We start from the raw sequence: 19,157 nt of genomic DNA on the forward strand, positions 1-19,157 counted from the left end.
TTAAAGCTTGGAGAATGAAATGACTATGTTTGCTGTTGACGATCTTCTTGCTACCGCCAGGGATCGTACCGGCCTCTCTGATTTCGGACCTGACGATTTCTTGGAAGGCCTGACCGTATTGATCGATGGCATCAACAAGTCTGACCTCATACGTGATGACCGCAGGAAAGAGCTGGGCGAACGATTCCTCAACATTCTGGTCAACCGGCTGTGGTTCGCCCAGGATCTCAAGGACCATCCCGAGATAGAGGATGAGGACATCGGCTCTCCAGTCATCATCGCATCCCTTCCCCGCACGGGTAGCACCAAGTTGCAGCGCGTCCTGGGTTCTTCAGGCGATTTTCAGGTCCTGCGCCTGTGGAGCGTGTCCCGATTTGCCCGGATCCCGAATATGCCCAACGCCGGCAAGGCGGAACGCATCCGCCAGACCTACGAATATGAGAAGTGGATGTACGATGTTTCGCCCGAAATAGCCAAATGGCACCCGATGCACACCGAGGAGCCAGAAGAAGATTGTTTTCTGATGGAAAGCACCTTCCGCGATACGCTGAACTTCGGGATAACCGGTGTTGCTGACTTCATGGAATGGCTCGACCATGCGGATGTGCAGCCCGCTTTCGATTATTTTGTTTCGGCTATTAAATATCTTCAATGGCAGTTTCCGTCGGACCGGCACAAGCCTTGGCTGTTCAAGAACCCCTTTCATCTCGGCGCCGAGGCTAGGCTCACCCAGATACACAAGAACCCCAGGTTCATCATCACCCATCGCGATCCCGTGAAATGCATGCCGTCCGTCACGCATACGATGATGGCGGTCCGCAAAATGTATTCGCAGGTCGATACGAGCCAGCACTTGGCTTCAGAAATGTTGGAGGCCTGTTCCAGGCAGACGGTCGAGCATATCAAATGGCGCGACAGCAATCCCGACGTGCCGGTCCTCGACCTGAGTTTCCGCGAAGTCACCCAGGGGGGAACTGCCGTTGCAAAGAAGATCTACGACTTTCTCGAGATGGATTTTTCCGAAGCCTCGCGGGCAAATATCCAGGCTTGGGAAAATCGCAATCCGAGAGACAAGCACGGCAGGACGTCCTATTCTCCGGACGAGATCGGCATGAGCGACGCCGAAATCCGCGCGGCGTTTTCGCCCTACATCGATCGTTTTTCGGCCTATATGGAGTGAACGGCTCGCGTCAGTCGCGACCTTGGCCATTTTTCGAGAAAAGTGCGCAACATGATGGAATTCTGGCTGCGATATGATCTGCGGAGCCCGTCCTTCGGGCTCGGTTCCGTCGAACTGGCGCGCGCCGCTATCGAACAGGTCGAATGGGCCGACAAGCGCGGCTTTCACAGGGTCGAACTGACCGAGCATCACGGCACGCCCGACAACGTCAACCCATCGCCGCTCATCATCGCCGCGGCGATGGCGAGCCGCACGTCGATCATCCGGTTTCAGCCCTCGGCTATCATCCTGCCTCTCCATGATCCGATCCGTATCGCGGAGGATTGCATCATGGTGGACATCGTCAGCAACGGCCGCCTGGATGTGACGCTAGGGCTTGGCTACATGCCGTCGGAATTCGAGATGTTCGGTGTGCTCCTGAAGGATCGCGGCCAACTCATGGATCATAAGCTGGATGCGCTTAGACGTGCGCTGAAGGGCGACATGTTCGAATATGATGGCCGCAAGATCCGCGTAACGCCGTCTCCAGTGCAGGAGGGCGGGCCAAAGCTGTTCATCGGTGGCGGGGTCCTCGCCGCCGCGCGCCGCGCCGCGAGGTTCGGCGACGGCTACTATCCAATGACCTATCGGGCCGACTTCGCCCAAGAATATCATCGCGTCTGTGTCGAGCTTGGCAAGGCCCCGGGCCGGGTGATCAACGGCGGCGGGTCCACGGTCATCCATATTGCGGAAGATCCCGAAGAGGCATGGGCCGAGCTTGCCCCTTTTGCGCTTCACGAGACGAACTCCTATGCGGCAAATGCAGAGAAGACGGGGCAAGCCCTTCACCAGAAGCCCGCCGGATCTGCGGAGGCCCTTCGAAACTCGGGCAACTATATCATCCTTACACCCGAAGAAGGCCTATCCTATTGCCGGAAGCAACGCGATCTGGGTCGCCATGTCGCAATCAACCCACTGATCTCCGGCATCGACCCCGCATTTTCCTGGAAGAGCCTCGAACTGATCGCGGGCAGGATCATTCCCGAGCTCCAGGCAGACGAGGTGGCCCCGAGCCGAGGCGAAGATAGTTCGGCATCGTAAAATTAACGCCGCCTTCGTTCGAAATCTCTCCGCCGGTTCGAGGGCGATGATGGACAGGCATAATTGGCCTGCATATGGTACGTAACCATACTAAAAGAATCAGACCATTGAGAGGACCTGACAATGTCGATGAAGATTGGCGCGGTCTATCCCCAGACGGAGACCGGGACGCCGGAAGCGCTCGAAAAAATCGCGCGGGCCGTGGAGGCGATGGGATATGCCTCGCTTCTCCTGTACGACCATGTTGTCGGCGCCGTTCACGAAGGCCGCGATCCTCCGCTCTGGGGACCCTACACCGACAAGCACCCGTTCCACGATCCGTTGACGGCCTTCTCCTTCCTCGCCGGCATCACAAAACGGATTGAGTTCGTCACCGGCATCCTGATCCTGCCGCAGCGCCAGACCGTGCTCGTCGCCAAGCAGGCGGCCGATCTTGACCTCTTCTCAGGCGGCCGTTTGACGCTCGGCGTGGGCACGGGCTGGAATTACGTCGAATATGATGCGCTCGGGCAGGATTTTCACAAGCGTGGGAAGAAGCTCGACGAGCAGATCCCCTATCTGCGCCAACTGTGGAGCGAACCGGTGGTCAGCTTCGAAGGGACTTTCGACAAGATCGATCGAGGCAACATCGTCCCGCGCCCGAAGCGTCCGATCCCGATCTTCTGCGGCGGTTTCGGCGAGGCGCCATATCGCCGCGCGGCGAAGTTGGCCGACGGGTTCATCTTCGCGGCGGGGCTGGAGGAGCACGCGCTTCCCGGCTGGCGGCGCGTGCGCGAGTTGCTCGCGGAAGCCAACCGGCCTGTGGACGGCTTCGGGGCGCATCTGATCGTCCAAGACAGGAACGCGCAGGGCCTGGAGGTTGCCGACAGCGTCGATGCCCTGCGCCGCTGGCGCGATGCGGGCGGCACCCATGCCAGCGTCGGCACAATGGGTCGCGGTTACCGCACCGCCGACGAGCATATCGATTTTCTGGCCGAGGTCCTGCAGCGCGTCGATGGCTAAACTTGATGGCGCCAGTTGACAGGTAGCTAGGTAGCTGGGAGCCTTGCGCCACGGATGCGTTCGGCCCGTTCGCGGCGGTCACGGCCGCCACGCCTGAAATCGGGAAGAGGAGAAGGGGTCGTGGTGGAGATCGTGATCGATGAGCTGAAGCAATTGGTTCGGGCGACTCACTTGGAGGACGTCCTGCTTACGGTCGACGATGTGAAGCGGTATAATGCGGACGCCGCAAGGTTGGTACACATCGCAGCGGAGCGGTTCGGCAAGATTCGGCTGCTCGTAGACGCCCGCAAGCTGTCGATCCAGCCGCCCGAGGTCACGCAGCATTTCGAGCAACCGGACCGGCTGCTGCGCACGCCCGAGGATCGCTACGCGCTCGTGCTCGGCTCCAATCTTGCCAAGATTCAGGCGCGCCGCGTGCTGGGGAACGACGATCGGGTGTGCTCCTTCCTTTCGATGCAAGCCGCCGAGGCCTGGCTGCTCGATGGCCGAAACGAAGTCGAAGACATCGGGGAGCAATGAACCGACCGCGAGCGAACACCGGTTCAGACACCGGCGATAGAGTGGTTCTCCCTCCCTTGGTGGTGGGCTTTAGGCGGGGCTCGTAAATGCATGATCCCGCGTCCGGGGGGCAAGTCTCTCCACTGCTAGCATCGCGGTTCACAGTCACAACGTTGTTTTTATTCGCTTTTGCACTGCTCCTTGGACGTCCTGCCGCACCGCGGCAGAAATTTGGACGGGCATTAGAAAAGATCAGGGAACTCGTGCTCTTCCGACGCTGAGGTATCGAAAATCATTCCGTCCGGTGGCGGATGATCGCCTGTTTCGTACATTGGCGCGCTCGGAGAACTGACAAGGAGCCCGGTGTAATCAACGTATTTGGGCGTCACTTCGAGGGCCACTGCCAGCGCGCAATGGCTGCCGCACATCGTTGCATCTCTTGACAAGAATATTGCGATCACCCTACTTCATTTAATGAAGAGGCATTAGAATAACGTTGCCCATCAGGAGAGGAAATATGATAAGCAAGAAGTTTAGCGGGTCGCTGCTTGCCGGAACGGCTCTGCTGACATGCATGGCCGTGTCCGTTCCTGCCAGGGCGGTCGCGCAAGAGCCGGCGGCTGGTGAAGGTGACATCGTCGTCACTGCCAACAAGCGGGCTCAAATTCTCACCGACGTGGGCCTATCCGTTGCGGTGGTCAACGCGGAGGCGCTGGAGACGCGGCAGATATCCACGACTGAGGATCTCGCCACGGTCGTTCCGGGCCTATCCGTCGGCAATTCCGGCTTCAATACGCCCATCTACAGCTTGCGGGGCGTGGGCGTGAACGAGTTGTCCGTCAGTTCGGGTTCGAGTGTCGCCATTTATGTGGACGAGGTTCCGCTCACGCTTCCGGTGATGACACGCGGCGCGGCTCTCGATCTCGAGCGCGTGGAAGTGCTGAAGGGGCCGCAGGGCACCCTGTACGGCCAGAACGCCACCGGCGGCGCGATCAACTACATTGCGGCGAAGCCGACCGATAGTTTCGAGGCGGGCGTCCGCGGGAGCTATGGGCGATTCAACAATACGTCGCTGGAGGGCTATGTCAGCGGGCCGCTGGCCGATACGCTGAAGGCGCGCGTCGCAGGTCGGGTCGACCGGCAGTTCGACGGCTGGCAGAAGAGCGTGTCGCGCCCAGGCGACACGATCGGCGAGATAAAACGGTTCACCGGCCGCGCGATCCTGCAGTGGGACCCGGTAGACACGCTTCGGATCACGCTCAACGGCAATGGCTGGATCGACAAATCCGACAACCAGATTCCCCAGCTCGTCCAGTGGGTGGGGGCGAACGGCAATGGCACGCCGGCGAGTTTGGAGCAGGTGATGGGTGCGCCGTCGCTTCTGCCGCCGCTGAACCAGCCCGATACGCGTCTAAGGACCATTCCGAACAGCCCGCGCTGGGCCGATTGGGACCAGTTCCGGGACTTCAAGACCGACGATCATTTCTGGCAGGGGTCGTTGCGCGCGGATCTGGATCTTACCGAGCAGATCACGCTGACATCGATCAGCGCGTTCATGAAGAGCAAGATCGACAGCGAGCGCGAGCAGGATGGCATCGGCACGAGCCTGTTTCCGGCGACGCTTGGCCAGGACGTCAACAACAGCGCGTACACGCTCAATTCCCATACAACGACTTTTTCCCAGGAGTTCCGCGCCAATGCCAAGGTCGGTGCACTGAACTGGATCGTCGGATTGAACTATCAACATGAGAAGGTCGCCGACGAACAAACGTTGCTCGCGGCGCAATTTCGGTCGCTCACCGCTCTTCCTGGCGGAGGTTTCACCCAGGCGACCGCCGACATGGCCCAGAAGATCAGGGGCTGGTCGGTCTTCACCAATGCCGAATATGAGATCAACGACCGGTTTTCGGTCTCAGGCGGCATCCGCTACAGCGAGGAAGACCGCAAGTTCAGAGGTTGTGTCCGGGATACCGGGGACGGCCGAGCCGCGACGACGTTCAACACGCTCTATGGCATATTCGGGACGGCGTTCCAGATCCAGCCGGGCGCCTGCTACTCCGCCCCTGCTCCGCGGCAGCCAGGGCTCTCCCGGCTTGAGCTGAAGGAGAACAACATTCCCTGGAATGTGAATCTGAACTTCCACCCGACCAACCGCTCGCTGATCTATGCGCGAGTAAGCAAGGGCTTCAAGTCGGGCAATTTCCCAACCATCTTCTCTCAAAATGCCGGATCATTCCTGCCAGTGAAGCAAGAATCCGTGCTTGCCTATGAAGTTGGATTCAAGACGAACGATTCCCGCTGGATCACCGCCGAAGGAGCGTTGTTCTATTATGACTATACGAACAAGCAGCAGCGCGGCCGCGAGAACACGGGAAACATCTTCGGCCTTGTCGCGAAACAGGTCAACATTCCCAAGTCCAGCCTCAAGGGAGCAGAGTTCGCGGTGACCGTTCGTCCTGCCGAGGGCCTGACAATCCGCGCCTCGGAAGTGTTCGTGAAAAGCAAAATCAAGAAATATACCGGCTTCAGTATTGACGGAAATCCGCCCCCATTCCAGAATGTTCCGATCGACCTGTCGGGTGGACCGCTGCCGTTCGTGCCGAAGCACAGCGTCAACATCGACGTGAACTACCAGACCCCGATCACGGACGCTCTGGACGTCTTCGTCGGCGGGAACATGGCGTATCGCAGCAGGACGATGGCCCAGATCGCAGCAAATGAGCGCTGGGATATCGCGCCGTACACGTTGTTCGATGCACAACTGGGCATTGCGGACCGCACCGATCATTGGCGGGTGTGGCTATGGGGCAAAAACCTGAGCAACGAGCTGTACTGGAACAACGTCATCAAGTCGGCCGAAACTCCGGTCCGCTATGTGGGCATGGCCCGAACCTATGGGCTCAGCGCGTCCTTCAAGCTCCGCTGACATCTGCCCAAGTTGCAGTGGCTGCGACTCTTCACCCCTCCCCTCAGGGGGCGGGGGTGGGGGGCTGTCCGCCAGGCCGGGCAATGAGGTGAGCCCCACCCCAACGCCTGCCTGAAGAGGAAGGCTCCACAGGTTCCAGTCAGCGCAAAATAGTATCAGCGGAGCGTCAGATCAGGCCCGAGCCGGCGATCTCTTCGACAAGTGTCTGACGAGACTTCGCTCGATCCACAAAGTTCGCCTCATCCGCTGTCACCGCCCGGGTGAACTCTGGATCCTGGGCAACCTTGAGGAGCGCGTCCAAAGCCGCTTGATCCTTCACGCTATAGATCGAAACCGCATCATAATCGACGCCGCCATCATTGTTCGGCGCCTGATCGGCATCTTCTCGACCAACATAAAGGTTGATGAGATTTTGAGGATAGTATCGCTTGAAATCGACGATGAAGGGGGCGAGCCACTTGGTGCAGAGAGGGATGTGCACATTCTCATAGTGATCACGAAACTGCTCGAACGAGATGCCTTCCTTGCGCTTCATGAACATCATCATCTTGTACATCGTGCCTCTCCCAAGGTATTTCCAAAACAAAGTGGTCCCGGCAGGTTCTCTAATAGCGAGAGCTCTGCCGGATGGCGATTTTCCTCCGACAGTCCTTCGCAGGTGGAAGCGCCGGCAAGCTCGATCCCATACCAGCCATCCTCGCCATTGCACTTGGTCGTGCGCCAAGGCGCCCGCGCTTTCCAGCCGGACCGGCTGGGGTCGGTTCATTTTCCCAATATTGTCACCGTATGATTGGCCAATCAAGGGAACGTCTAATTTCTGAAAGGACTTTGAGAGAAAGATCAAGCCCCTATCGCGGGTCGCTGGAGAGGCGAACTCGATGCCGATTGGATGGGACGGGTAGGCGTCATTCGGTGACAATATCCGCCTTTTTCCGGAGTGTTATCCCTACCGCGTGCCGGCTTTGGACTCGCGCAGGGGACAATCGGGTCCCTCTGAGGTCGTGTCGCTCCCGGAGTCTGCGGAAGGAGGTTGCGTGCGACCATGGATTATATACTCTAAGGGCCATTATAATGAATGGGAGGGGCGGGCCGTGATTTCCGAGCCATCGGTGATGCCACCTAAGTTGAAAACTATGGCCAATGAACAGAATGTCGATCGAGGCAAGTTTTCATAAGGCCGAGATCCCACAGCAGCGCATCGGCTCCGGGAGGGCTACCAATCATAGTATATGGTTGCAGCGCCCGGCCGTCCATCTGCGTGCTTGCAGTAAATAGTCTTGGTTCGACATGATGTTTATTCTGACGGTAAGGAGAGGCCTGTGCTGAACGTTCGCAAGTGGCTGCTGATCTCGGCAGGTGCGATGCTTGCCGGCCAGACGTCGGGCGCGGCGCCATCGGCAGAGGCGCCGCCTTCATATCCGGCGCTGAACTATGACATGACCAGCCGCGCGCCTCGGATCCCACCAAGCGAAAAGGACCTTCAGACCGCCATCGCCGAACCCTGGTTCACCATTACGGACAAGACGGCTGTTCCCGGCGGAATAGACAAGAAAGTCTTCATCGAAGGAGGCGTCTTCGACAGGCAGGGCAATCTGCTGTTCGCCGAGTTGTATAGCGGCCGGGTGATGCGGCTCTCGCCAGATCGAGATCTGACGGTCATCCTCCCGAAGAATCCGTCGGGGCCCGCGGGGCTCGGCGTCCATAAGGACGGGCGCATCTTCGTCGCCGCAGTCGGCGATCTGTCGCAAGGCGGGTCGGTATTCACCATTCGGAGCGACGGCTCGAACAAGCAAGTCATAGTCGATCCGCGAGGCGGCTATATTCCGGACGACATCGCGCTCGACAGCCATGGCGGTTTTTATTTCACCGATGTCCGCGGCAACAACGCGGATCCTTCGGGCGGCGTCTTCTATGTCGCGCCCGATATGAAAACGATAACGCGGATCATGACCCATATGTCGATGCCCAACGGGATCGCACTGAGCGCGGATGGCAAGACCCTGTGGGTCGGCGAGACCGGAAGGAGCCTCCTGCATCGGATCGAGCTGTCGGCGCCGACACAGATTGCACCGTTCGGAACGACCGTCCCCTATCATTTCACTGGCGGCAGGCCGGATGGGGTGCGGCTCGATGCGGATGGCAATGTCTATGTCGCGCTGATCGAGGAAGGCCGTATCATCGTCTTCGATCCGAAAGGCATACCGATCGGCCAGATACTGATGCCCGAACGTGATCGCGGAGAGTTTCTCTACACCTCCAGCCTGGCGATCAAGCCTGGCACGCGAGAGCTCTATATCCTTTCGAACGATTATTATTCTGGCCACAAGGCGGCGATCTATCGCGTCGGCGCGTTCACCAACGGCACCAACTTCCTTGCTCCCTGACCATATGCTGCCGGACTCGATTCAGTAGTGGAATTGCACGCTCCGGGAGATGGGTTCGCGGGCGATACGATATTGCGCGGCTGCATGGCCGGTATCGGCATAGCCGAACGAGATGCCGAACAGGAGCTTGAGATCGTCGTCCAAGCCGAGAACCTGCCTCGCGACCTGCGCGAAATAGCCCAGATAGGTCTGCGGAACGCCTGCCAGGCCATGCGCCACCAGCGAGAGCAGGAATGTCTGCGCATACATGCCGATATCGCCAGCGGCGCGGACATTGTCGCCGACCGGCGGCATGAACAGCAACGCAACATGGGGAGCGTCGAATAGTGCCAGGTTGCGCAGGATGGCGGTGCGTCGGGCATCGAAATCATCCCGGGTAACACCCAGCGCTTCATAATAGGCTCGGCCCTGCGCCGCCGCCCGCTCCGCCATGAGAGGCGAAAAATCGGCGGTATCGAACGAGAAGTCGAGCGTCGGCCGGCCCTCCGCCTCTGCGGCGAGACATTCCTGACTGAACTTGTCCCTCACTGCGCCGGACAGGATGTGCACCTGCCATGGCTGGCTGTTGCAGTTGGATGGGGCTTGCTGCGCGTCCTCCAGCACGGCTGTGATGAGCGCGTGCGGAACGGTCTTTGTCAGAAACTGACGGACCGACCGCCGCGTCTTCACGACGTCGCGAAAGGAGATTTCCGCTATGTCGCCATCTGCGGTCGGGGCGGCGGACGAATATGGTGAGGTCACGGGCTCTTTTCCATGATGCTCAGAGGCTGTTCGGTGCGCCGCCCAGTCGCGTCGCGTTCGCTCAGAATCGGACGGTCGCCTGCATCGTGACGGCACGGGGGTCCATCACATCGCCGATCAGATCGCCCAGAATCGCATTGGGCGTTCCGGCACCGGAGCCCGTCGCGGCGAGGTTGACCGACTGGATCGCCCTCAAAGTGTTGGTCAAATTAGTGCCGATGAGCGACAGTTCCCAGCGATCGTCCGGGCCACGGAGCGTAGCGCTGGCATTGAACCGCCAGGCCTTGCGCTGGCGCGAGCGGGGATCCTCCTCGGCGAGCACATAATAGGCTCCGGTGTAGGCGGCATCTCCCGAGAACGAAAGCGTCAGGCCCTGGCCCAGCCGGCGCTCATATGTCGCACCAACGTTGCCAGACCAATCCGGAGCCCGGTTCAACGGCCTACCGCTGAGATCCTGAGCATTCGCGATGTCGGTGGGACCCGCGGGGGTTATCACGACATTGCTGCCATTGCCCGACGCAATGAGGTTGCAACCGGCTGCCTGGGATTGACCCGCATAACAGGGAGAGTTCTGGAAGGTAATGTAACGAGCGCGATTATAGGCGATCGCAGACCGCAAGGTGAGCCCCTCGATCTGGTGAGGCTTGATCTGGACCGACAGATCGACGCCTTTGACGCGCGCGGCGCCCGCGTTGGTGATCTGGTAGCCGATCGTGGCGGGGTTGAACGCCGAAACCTGCAGGCCTGTGTAGCGATAATTGTAGAGCGACAGATCGAGCAGCACCTGGCGATCGACGAACGTACCCTTGACGCCGACTTCGCCGCCGCTCGCCTTCTCCTGGTTATAGCTGATATCGCTGACCGGCGCGCCGAACCCTCCCGTGAACGCGTTCAGATCGAAGCCGCCCGATTTGAAACCGCGGCGATACGCCGCGAACAAGGTCAGGTTCTGCACCGGCTTATAGGTCAGCGTCAGTTCCGGTGAGAAGTTGTTGAACGATCGTTCGGGCCGAACGATGGACGGCGTGTAGCTGACCGCCGAGAAAGCGTTGGGCAGGATGGTTACGCCTATTTGCTTCTTCTCATGTGAGTAGCGCCCTCCCGCCGTGGCCTGGATCTGAGAGGTGACATCCAAAATGGCCTGGCCGAACACCGAATAGGCATCGACCTTCTGCTTGAGCAGCGGATTGACCAGCAACTGAGGGCCGGACAGGAATCCCCCGGAGAAAAAGCGCGTGAACGGATCCGAAGACGCAACCGGGTTGCGATAGTCGAGATCGTTGCGTTGATAATATGCGCCAATCACAAAATTGATGGGTGCGCCGAACTTGGTGCTCGCGCGGAATTCCTGGGAGTATTGCTTGCTGGAGAGGCGGTTGGCTGGGGTCAGGAAGGTCTGATCACCATAGCTGAAATTGCCGGTGTAGCCGCTCCTGAGGATGTACAGGCCACTAACCGAATTGATTTCCAGCACATCCGACGGGTGGAAATTCGCCGTGAGGACGGTCAGGAACTGGCGGTTGTAAACATAGCTTCGGCCATCTCTGAACAATTCGCTCAAGCTGGCGATTGCGGGTGGAATATCGGCGTCGTTATTGCGGCGATCAAGTCGGCAATCGGTCGATCCGGTCGTTCCCAGCAGCGCCACATATTGCGTGACCCCGAGATTACACGCGTAGAGTTGGTTGCGGATGCCGAGGCCGTTTTTCTGATCGAGGTCGCTGTAGCTTGCCTTCAGGGTTGCGTCCAAGAGCCCGCCGGGAGCCTCATAACGTACGGTGCCGCGCAGCGAGAGGTCGCGGTTATTAGGACCGTGACGATGCCGAGTACCTACGCCGGGCGTCGTGGCGTCGCCGGGCTGGCCGCCCAGGAAGGCCGGAATCGGATAGGAACCGATGGGTTTGGCGTCGTTGATGAACCAGCCGCTCTGGGCACTATAATAGCCCGCCAGGCGGATGCCGAGTTCGGGTGTCACCGGAACGGAAACGGTGCCTTCGACGAATTTCTGCTGGTTATAGATTTCGTAACCGGCGCGCAACGAGCCGCCGAAGTCCTTCTCCGGGTTTTGCGACGTGATCGAGATGATGCCTCCGGGGCTGTTCTTCCCGTAGAAGAGCGCCTGCGGCCCCTTGAGGATTTCGATACGGCTGAGATCATGAAGACCCAGCCTGAGGGCGTTGGCCTGACTGATCGGAATACCGTCGATATTGATGGTGACAGCCTGGTCTACGGCGGGGCCGATGTCGGCCGAACCGACGCCGCGCAGGTTCAGCACTCCGCCATTTGCGCTCGATCCCGTCGCGCTGCCCAGAAGCTGTGGCGTCTGGACTGACAATTGAGCGACCGAGGATGTATCGTAGCGCGCCAGCTCCTCCTGCGTGAAGGCAGTGATAGCCACCGGCACGTCCTGCAGGCGCTCATCGCGCTTGCGCGCCGTGACGACTATGTCCTGAAAGCCTCCGCTTTCCGCAGCTGAACTCGTCGCGGGATCGGCTTGCGCCATGGCTTGTGCTGGCAGGAAGGCGGCCAGTGCGCCGAAATATACGAACGGCGCCGCAAAACGAGAAAATTTCTTCACCGTACTGCTCTCCCCTTATGGCGGCGCGCGGCCGCGCTTCCTGTCGGCGCTTGCTCGCGCGACCGTTGATGACTGCCGGTTATTCTAACAGGAACATGATTTTTCCCTGACAAATGCCGGCATGTTCACAGACGCCTCTCCTGGTCGATCGAGCACCCACGGATGCTGCGTCCTCTGTTTAGGGCGAATATATATATCGGCCACATCATGGCTGCGCAACGAAGAAAGCTAACAGGAATTCCAAAATGGATCTGCGCTGATGCTCGGGCAGTGGCAGGGTTCCGCCGTTCCGGCGAGCCGGCGTCAATGCCGCATCGGGGTCCCTCGCGCTGCTGCCGCTCATCCTTTCCATCACCGCTGGCAAGCTCAAGTCGCACCCGCTTGGGCAGTCGCTCCGCCTCGGCCGCGTTCAACTTCAGCACCAGCGTCTTGCCGGATATGTGCGGCGTGATCGTCCCTGTGTCATCCCGATACGCGCGCCGAGCGCGCCGACCGAAACCGGCGCCCGGTTCAGTAGCTCCAGGATCACGAGATATTGCGGGAAAGTGATGCCGAGCGGGTCGAGGAGGGGCCTGTGCATCCGCGTGAAGAATGGCTCATCTGTCAAGCGCGCCACGCTACCTGGGTTGGTTGAATGCAATAATCTGACGCCACCTGCGTCAGAACAGCGTGTTCGTGACTCCGCCGTCGACAACGAGGCTTTGACCGGTGATGTAGTTCGACTGCTCACTGCAAAACATCGCCGCTATGGCTCCGAAATCGGCCTGTGACCCGAACCGGCCGGCGGGGATCGGGATCGATCGCACCGCTTCGGCGATTTCGGTGTCCGTATCCGTGCCGTTTGCCGCGGCCCGCGCACCATAGATTGCGCGAATGCCATCGGTGTCATGCATTGCCGGCAGCAAGGTGTTGATGGTGACATTATGATGGGCCACCTGTCGTGCGACCGCGACCGAATAGTTGGTCAAGGCCGCTCTCGGAGCGCCGGACAAAATGCGCCAGGGATGTGGAAATTTGGCGGCCGCCGTGGCGATGTTGACGATCCGGCCCCAGCGCCGGCTGGCCATGCCGTCGACGACCGCGCGCATGAATTCGATCGGGGAAATCAGGGTCAGCTCCAGATTCTGACGCCAGTCCTCGTCGGCGATCGAGCGGAAGTCCTCGATATAGGGCGGCGGCGAACATGTGCCGATCAGAATGTCGGGTTCGGGACATCTTTCGAGTATAGTGACACGGCCGCCCGCGGTGGCGTGATCCGCCACGATCGCTTCCACCTTCGCACCGGTGGTGTCGCGGATCTGATTGCATGCCGCGTGGAGCCGATCCGCGTTACGGGCGGAGATGAACAGGTCGACCCCCTCGCGCGCAAGGACCAGCGCGGTTCCGAACCCCAGCCCTGCGCTTCCCCCGTTTATGATCGCGCGACGGCCGCGAATTCCCAGATCCATCGGACATTACCCTCCCGCGGTTTCGCCGCACAATCCTGTCAGGTTCGCGTACGCGTGAACCGACGCAGAAACCACGATCATTTCCACAAGTGCTGGCCGTTCTTGCGGCTTTCCGCTGCAGCAGGCCCATCTTCCGCCCTCTCGACGACATTTCCATGCCGAGCTGCCGCTTGCGCTCTACTAATTTCCTAGTATGACTGAACTTGGATGAGTAAGCTAGATGGTAGATTCCAGAGGCGTGTTCGAGCTACGCTCCCCTCGCGAGCGCTCGTGCCGGCCAGTTCATCCCGTGGGGCGTGCCCTAGTGGACTGCACAGGCCAATGGCGACTGTTCTGATTAAGCGCGTCGTCGCGCGTACGTAAACCGAAGGAGGAGGATCTGTGGATATAGAAGCCATTCCTGCGATGCCGGCAGACCTGTCGAGCAGGGGCGAGGCAGGCGCGAAACAGTGCCCGACCTTCTGTGGCGGCACTATGGCGGCGGCGCCTGTGGTGCGGCAATGAATTCGGCACCTTCCCCAGCCGCCGCGCTGCAGGTCCTGGATACGCCGGAGATCGTGCGGCGTGCAGCCGTCGCAGGGCTGGGCGCGCGCCTGAACGTTGCCGAGGCCGTGCGCGACATTGTGCATAGGCTGGCACGATCGGAGGCTGGAGATGCCGAGCTGGCCGCCGTCGCGCAGCTGCTGCGAGAGGCTGGTGCCGTGCTGGAGGGCCAGCCCGAGCGCGAAGGCTATGTCCGTTCCGTCGAAGGGGCTCTCACCGGTCTGGGTACGCTGAGCGAGCTGGGGCCATTCACGGGGCGGCTGCACCCGACCTCGCCGCAGATGGATCTCCTCCTGGGCACAGACCGGGCTGAGGCGCGCGCGACCTACGGCAGCGTGCATCAAGGCGCCCCCGGTTTCGTTCACGGAGGTTACATCGCGGCGACGTTCGACGAAATGCTGGGTGTGGTACAGCGCGACACGGTGCGCATGACCGTCGAACTGAAGCTTAGCTATCGCGCTCCGGTGCCGCTCCATGAAGAGGTTCGGTACACGAGTTGGCTTGACCGCGTGGAAGGCCGAAAGGCGTTCGTAGTCGGCACCCTTCATCACGGCGACCGGCTATGTGCCGAGGCGACGGCGGTGTTCGTAGCCCCGGCGAAAGCGCTTTTTTAGCCGGGTCCACGGCGTGCTTCCGCTGTGTTGGCTATGAAGCGTGGGTGCCCGTCTGACCGGAAATGAAGTGGCTATACGTAGCGCGTAAGGTTCGCTAGATAACCTATCTCAATGGATTGACAGTAGCGACTGCCGGACTGCGTCGTGAGGGTGGCGCGCGCTTGGATTTTTCTGGCCAGTCTTGACGATGGTTCGACAACGAACCATTGTGCGGCGCTGACGGGGCTGTATTGTGGCCTGAATCGCGGGATATGAACAGGAAGAGGGGATTATGCGCGTTTTGGTTTTTGGCGGTACCGGCTATATCGGAACCTATCTTATAAAGGAATTGGTGGCATCCGGTAACACCGTTGATGCTTTCATTCGGCGTGAGACGGCTGCCGACGCGGTGCGGGCGCTGGGCGCAAATCCTGTCCTCGGATCGTTGGATGTCCTCGACGATGTTCTCGCCGGAGTGGATGCTGTCGACGCGGTGATCTGGGCGGCCCAACTCATGCTCGAGGACGAGCGGCGGGTTGTCGGCGCCATGCTTGATCGACTCAAAGGAAGCGGAAAAGCTTTCATCTTTACCGGCGGCACCAGCCTGCTGTCCCGCCCCACCAACGGCGACTGGGATGAAAATAGCTACGGCGAGGACGATCCTTTCCAGCCTCGCCGGCAGATCGCTCCCCGCCTCGAGATCGAGAACATGGTGCGGGCGGCTAGTGAAAACGGCTTCCGGCCCATGTGTATCCGCCCGTCGCTGGTGTGGGGGAATGGCGGTAGCCAGATCATCAGAGATTTCTACCATTCGGCGAAGGCGACCGGTTCGGTCTGCTACATCGGCCGTGGCCTCAATGTCTATACCAACGTTCATGTGGAAGACGTGGCGGTGATGTACCGCCTCATGCTGGAGCGCGGCGTTGCGGGGGCGCTGTATCATGCGGCATCCGGCGAAGCGAGTTACGGCGTCATGGCCCGGGAAATCGCCCGTCATCTGGGCGTGGGAACGCGCAGCGTGACGATCGAGCAGGGCATCGACATCTGGGACAAGTTCATGGCCGGGGTGGTGTTGTGTTCGTGCAGCAAGGTGCGCGCGCCGCGGGCTCGCTCCGAGCTTGGCTGGGCTCCGCACGAGGATCGTCTCGACATTCTGGAAGACTGTCTGCACCCGGCCTATGCGGAAGGCGATCGGCCTTCGCCGTCGTGGGTCCGGACGCCTGCGGCGAACTGATGCGCACGCCGGCAAGATCGCTGGTCGGCACGGGCGGCTGAGGCGCGGCGCTGACATGTTCGCCAGCCGTTTGTGCTCGACGCACCTGGCCATCATCGATCGAGTGCCCTTGAAGTTCATCTCTAGGTGAAATGGGAATATGGCCGGAAAAGCGAACAAAACCATGGAGCGGGAGGGCGAGCGCCCGATCGCCCCGAACTGGTTTCGACTCGGCTTCCTGGTGCACGACGTATCGCGCATGCGTCGGACGCTATATGATCAGCATCTCAAGGCTCTCGGCATAACCCGTTCGCAATGGTGGGTGCTGGCCAATATTTCACGCCATCCTGAACATGGCGTCATGAGCGCCACGCTGGGCAGAAATATCGATATCGGCAAGGTTACCCTAAGCGGGATCATCGATCGCCTTGAAGTGGCAGGTTATATCTATCGCCGTTCCGACAAGGTCGACAAGCGTGCGAAGCGGATCTTTATCACCGAGTCCGGCTATCAGCTGATAGACCAGATGAGGGAGGTGATCGAACCTCTCAACAAGCGTATTTGCGAGGGCATGTCACTGGATGAAATTCGCGCTACGGAAGACAGTCTCGCGAATGTGAAGGCGAATTTGAAGAAGATGCTTGGCGAGGACCTGAGTCAGAGTTCCGGGAGATGGGAGCTGAACGGCGACGCCAATCTCGATACCGATTGAAGAATTCGGCTCATTTGCAAAGAAGAGTGCGGGCCGATGTGTTTTACCGCCGGGGTGGGCGTTCGATCGAACCCGATCCGACCGGCCTAAGATGCGGAGCCACGCCACAGCAAAAACTCGTTCGGCACCTGGTCGGCGCCGCGGGCTTTTCACGCGCAAGATCGCCGCTTGCCGAGTCCAGCATGCAAGAAAGTTCGCATTAGAACTTATTTGTTGACCACCGCTGTCGCCCGCATTATCGCGGGCCATCGAAGCGGCGACACACCACTCGTCGACACAGGCTTGATTTCAACCAAAGAGGGGCTGCTCAAATGGCACTATTGGACGGGCGCGTTGCAATCGTTACCGGGGCTGGCAGAGGCCTTGGGCGCGCATATGCCCTCATGCTTGCAAAGCAAGGCGCAAAGGTTCTGGTCAATGATCTCGGCTCGTCATCCGCCGGTGCCGGGGTCGATCAGACGCCGGCGCAGGAAGTCGTTTCCGCGATAGAGGCGATTGGCGGACAGGCGGCGATAAACGGGGCCGACGTTTCGGACTGGGGTGCGGCCAAGGCAATGGTCGACCAGGCTGTCGACACGTTCGGCGGTCTCGACATCCTGATCAACAATGCTGGAATTCTGCGCGACCGCATGCTGGTCAACATGTCGGAGGATGAGTTCGACAGCGTGACGAAGGTGCATCTCAAGGGAACCTTCGCCCCCCTTCACCATGCCGCCAATTATTGGCGCCAGAGGCAGAAGGAAGGACATGCGGTCTCCGCAAGCGTGATCAACACGACGTCGCACAGCGCTTTGTTCGCCAATATCGGACAGACCAACTACGCGGCCGCGAAGGCTGGCATCGCCACCATGTCCATCGTCGCCGCACGGGAACTGCAGCGTTACGGGATACGGGTCAATGCGATCGCGCCCCGCGCCAATACCCGGATGACCGAAGGGCTCCGCGAATATACCGAGGAGGAGGTCGTTCGCCGTAATCCGGAGTGGATTGCAGCGCTTGTCACCTGGCTCTGCAGCGACGAAGCAAAAGAGATCAGCGGGCGCGTGTTCGAAGGCTGGGGCTATGGCTATGCCGTCATGGAAAGCTGGCAGCACGGACCGCGCATGGACGCTTCGATGGATCCGACCACCATCGGTGAAGGTGTCAAGAAGATCGTCGGTTTCGCCAGGGCCAACGCGGGGCTGAACCGCAACGAGTGGTTGAATCCCTAATGGACCGGCGCGCCTGCTTCTGCCGCTGCTGACGAGGAAGGAACCGTGGTGAGTCTGGAGGTAGGCGAGGGGCCGTATCTTGTCGAAGTGAGCAACGGGTTGCTGACGCTCACTTTCAATCGGCCCGAAAGCCGCAACGCCATCCCAACGGATGCGGTCCTTCGGCTCGCCGCCCTGTTTCGAGCCATTGGCGAGGCTGCGGACGTCCGCGTTGTGCTGGTTCGCGGCAAGGGTGAGAATTTCGGCGGAGGCGGGGATGTCGCGGGTATGCGCGACTCCCTCGCGCTTGCACCCGAAGCGCGAAGCCAAAGCTATTATGCTCGCCTGGATAATGCCAGCGAGATGGTGAAAGCTTGGTGTGCGATCCCGCAGCCCATAGTGGCCGCCTGTCGCGGCTCGGTGGCAGGCGCCGCGATGATGTTCAGCCTGGGCGCGGATTTCACCTTTGGCGATCCGACCACCTATTTTCTGTGCGCGCATCGTCAGATCGGGCTGACGCCGGACAGCGGTCTAAGCTATCTCTTGCCCCGTGTGGTCGGTTTGAAGCGCGCGACGGATCTTATTTTGAGCGCGCGCAAGGTGGATGCGCCAGAGGCTCTTGCCATCGGCTTGCTGAGCCAGATTTGCGCGGCGGAAGATCTCGATGCGTTCGCGTTGAAACAGGCGCAGGCGCTGGCGGCGGCGCCGCAGCTTGTCGTTCGACGGGCCAAGGCGTTGTTGGCCGCGAGCCTTGAAAACGGCATAGGGCAGCAGCTGGATGCTGAGCGCGATCTGATCGCGCAAAGCGTCGCGGACCCTGATTTCGAGGAGGGCATCACTGCCTTTTTCGAAAAGCGTCGCGCGAAATTTCCGTCGGCGAGGTAGTGCCGGAGAAGAGCGCCTGCCGGCGCGAGTAAAAGCCGTGCCAGCCTGGGTTGCAAAAGGCAGGTACGAACGAATAGTTAGCTACAGAACCATATTGGGGGCGGCCATGGAAATCCAGTTTTCTGAAGAGCAGGAAGCCATCCGTGATGGCGTGAAGCGTGTTTGCGACCAGTTTGGTGACGAA

At 60.1% G+C, this 19,157-nt stretch carries 17 protein-coding genes; 11 read left to right on the forward strand and 6 right to left on the reverse strand.

Going from position 1 to position 19,157, the window contains the following annotated elements; genetic code table 11:
• Window positions 1-19 precede the first annotated feature (19 nt).
• The 5 genes from AAC645_RS17630 to AAC645_RS17650 all read left to right on the forward strand — a co-directional run bounded on the left by AAC645_RS17630 (window position 20) and on the right by AAC645_RS17650 (window position 6,686).
• A complete protein-coding gene (locus AAC645_RS17630) occupies window positions 20-1,180 on the forward strand; it encodes a sulfotransferase family protein (protein ID WP_340317893.1) in 1,161 nt (386 codons plus the stop codon).
• Window positions 1,181-1,231: 51 nt separating this feature from the next.
• On the forward strand, window positions 1,232-2,260 hold the full coding sequence (locus tag AAC645_RS17635) for an LLM class flavin-dependent oxidoreductase (protein ID WP_340317894.1): 1,029 nt from the start codon (window positions 1,232-1,234) through the stop codon (window positions 2,258-2,260).
• 123 nt (window positions 2,261-2,383) lie between these two features.
• Window positions 2,384-3,262, forward strand: a complete 879-nt coding sequence (locus AAC645_RS17640) for an LLM class F420-dependent oxidoreductase (RefSeq protein ID WP_340317895.1) — start codon at window positions 2,384-2,386, stop codon at window positions 3,260-3,262.
• A gap of 120 nt (window positions 3,263-3,382) precedes the next feature.
• Window positions 3,383-3,781, forward strand: coding sequence for a hypothetical protein (locus AAC645_RS17645; RefSeq protein WP_340317896.1), 399 nt, complete (start codon window positions 3,383-3,385; stop codon window positions 3,779-3,781).
• A 496-nt stretch (window positions 3,782-4,277) separates the two neighbouring features.
• A complete protein-coding gene (locus AAC645_RS17650) occupies window positions 4,278-6,686 on the forward strand; it encodes a TonB-dependent receptor (protein ID WP_340317897.1) in 2,409 nt (802 codons plus the stop codon).
• A gap of 166 nt (window positions 6,687-6,852) precedes the next feature.
• On the opposite strand, the gene AAC645_RS17655 is transcribed toward AAC645_RS17650, so the two are convergent.
• A complete protein-coding gene (locus AAC645_RS17655; protein ID WP_340317898.1) occupies window positions 6,853-7,242 on the reverse strand; it encodes an EthD domain-containing protein in 390 nt (129 codons plus the stop codon).
• Between the two features lie 763 nt (window positions 7,243-8,005).
• Here AAC645_RS17655 and AAC645_RS17660 point away from each other — a divergent pair.
• Window positions 8,006-9,070: an SMP-30/gluconolactonase/LRE family protein gene (locus AAC645_RS17660; protein ID WP_340317899.1), complete on the forward strand. Its 1,065-nt coding sequence runs from the start codon at window positions 8,006-8,008 to the stop codon at window positions 9,068-9,070.
• A gap of 21 nt (window positions 9,071-9,091) precedes the next feature.
• Here the strand turns inward: AAC645_RS17660 and AAC645_RS17665 are convergent, their stop codons facing one another.
• The 4 genes from AAC645_RS17665 to AAC645_RS17680 form a co-directional block, all read right to left on the reverse strand.
• Window positions 9,092-9,811, reverse strand: coding sequence for a nitroreductase (locus tag AAC645_RS17665; protein WP_340317900.1), 720 nt, complete (start codon window positions 9,809-9,811; stop codon window positions 9,092-9,094).
• 61 nt (window positions 9,812-9,872) lie between these two features.
• Entirely contained in the window at window positions 9,873-12,389 is a 2,517-nt protein-coding gene (locus AAC645_RS17670) for a TonB-dependent receptor (RefSeq protein WP_340317901.1), read from the reverse strand.
• A 415-nt stretch (window positions 12,390-12,804) separates the two neighbouring features.
• Complete coding sequence (locus tag AAC645_RS17675; protein WP_340317902.1) at window positions 12,805-12,969, reverse strand: MarR family winged helix-turn-helix transcriptional regulator; 165 nt, start codon at window positions 12,967-12,969, stop codon at window positions 12,805-12,807.
• A 79-nt stretch (window positions 12,970-13,048) separates the two neighbouring features.
• Complete coding sequence (locus AAC645_RS17680; RefSeq protein WP_340317903.1) at window positions 13,049-13,837, reverse strand: SDR family oxidoreductase; 789 nt, start codon at window positions 13,835-13,837, stop codon at window positions 13,049-13,051.
• Between the two features lie 449 nt (window positions 13,838-14,286).
• Here AAC645_RS17680 and AAC645_RS17685 point away from each other — a divergent pair, with 449 nt between their 5' ends.
• The 5 genes from AAC645_RS17685 to AAC645_RS17705 all read left to right on the forward strand — a co-directional run bounded on the left by AAC645_RS17685 (window position 14,287) and on the right by AAC645_RS17705 (window position 18,973).
• A complete protein-coding gene (locus AAC645_RS17685) occupies window positions 14,287-14,994 on the forward strand; it encodes a PaaI family thioesterase (protein ID WP_340317904.1) in 708 nt (235 codons plus the stop codon).
• A gap of 271 nt (window positions 14,995-15,265) precedes the next feature.
• The gene (locus AAC645_RS17690; RefSeq protein WP_340317905.1) at window positions 15,266-16,207 is read left to right on the forward strand and encodes an NAD-dependent epimerase/dehydratase family protein; all 942 of its coding nucleotides are present in this window, start codon (window positions 15,266-15,268) and stop codon (window positions 16,205-16,207) included.
• 139 nt (window positions 16,208-16,346) lie between these two features.
• On the forward strand, window positions 16,347-16,898 hold the full coding sequence (locus AAC645_RS17695) for a MarR family winged helix-turn-helix transcriptional regulator (RefSeq protein ID WP_340317906.1): 552 nt from the start codon (window positions 16,347-16,349) through the stop codon (window positions 16,896-16,898).
• A 311-nt stretch (window positions 16,899-17,209) separates the two neighbouring features.
• Window positions 17,210-18,109, forward strand: coding sequence for an SDR family NAD(P)-dependent oxidoreductase (locus AAC645_RS17700; protein WP_340317907.1), 900 nt, complete (start codon window positions 17,210-17,212; stop codon window positions 18,107-18,109).
• An 87-nt stretch (window positions 18,110-18,196) separates the two neighbouring features.
• Window positions 18,197-18,973, forward strand: a complete 777-nt coding sequence (locus AAC645_RS17705; protein WP_340317909.1) for an enoyl-CoA hydratase/isomerase family protein — start codon at window positions 18,197-18,199, stop codon at window positions 18,971-18,973.
• Here AAC645_RS17705 and AAC645_RS17710 read toward each other — a convergent pair.
• Window positions 18,924-19,157 (reverse strand): hypothetical protein (locus AAC645_RS17710; protein WP_340317908.1); only part of this gene is annotated, 234 nt, incomplete at its 5' end. The two genes, AAC645_RS17705 and AAC645_RS17710, sit on opposite strands and share 50 nt — an antisense overlap.

This window comes from Rhizorhabdus argentea, from assembly GCF_037861105.1.
GTDB classification, from domain to species: Bacteria; Pseudomonadota; Alphaproteobacteria; order Sphingomonadales; family Sphingomonadaceae; genus Rhizorhabdus; species Rhizorhabdus argentea.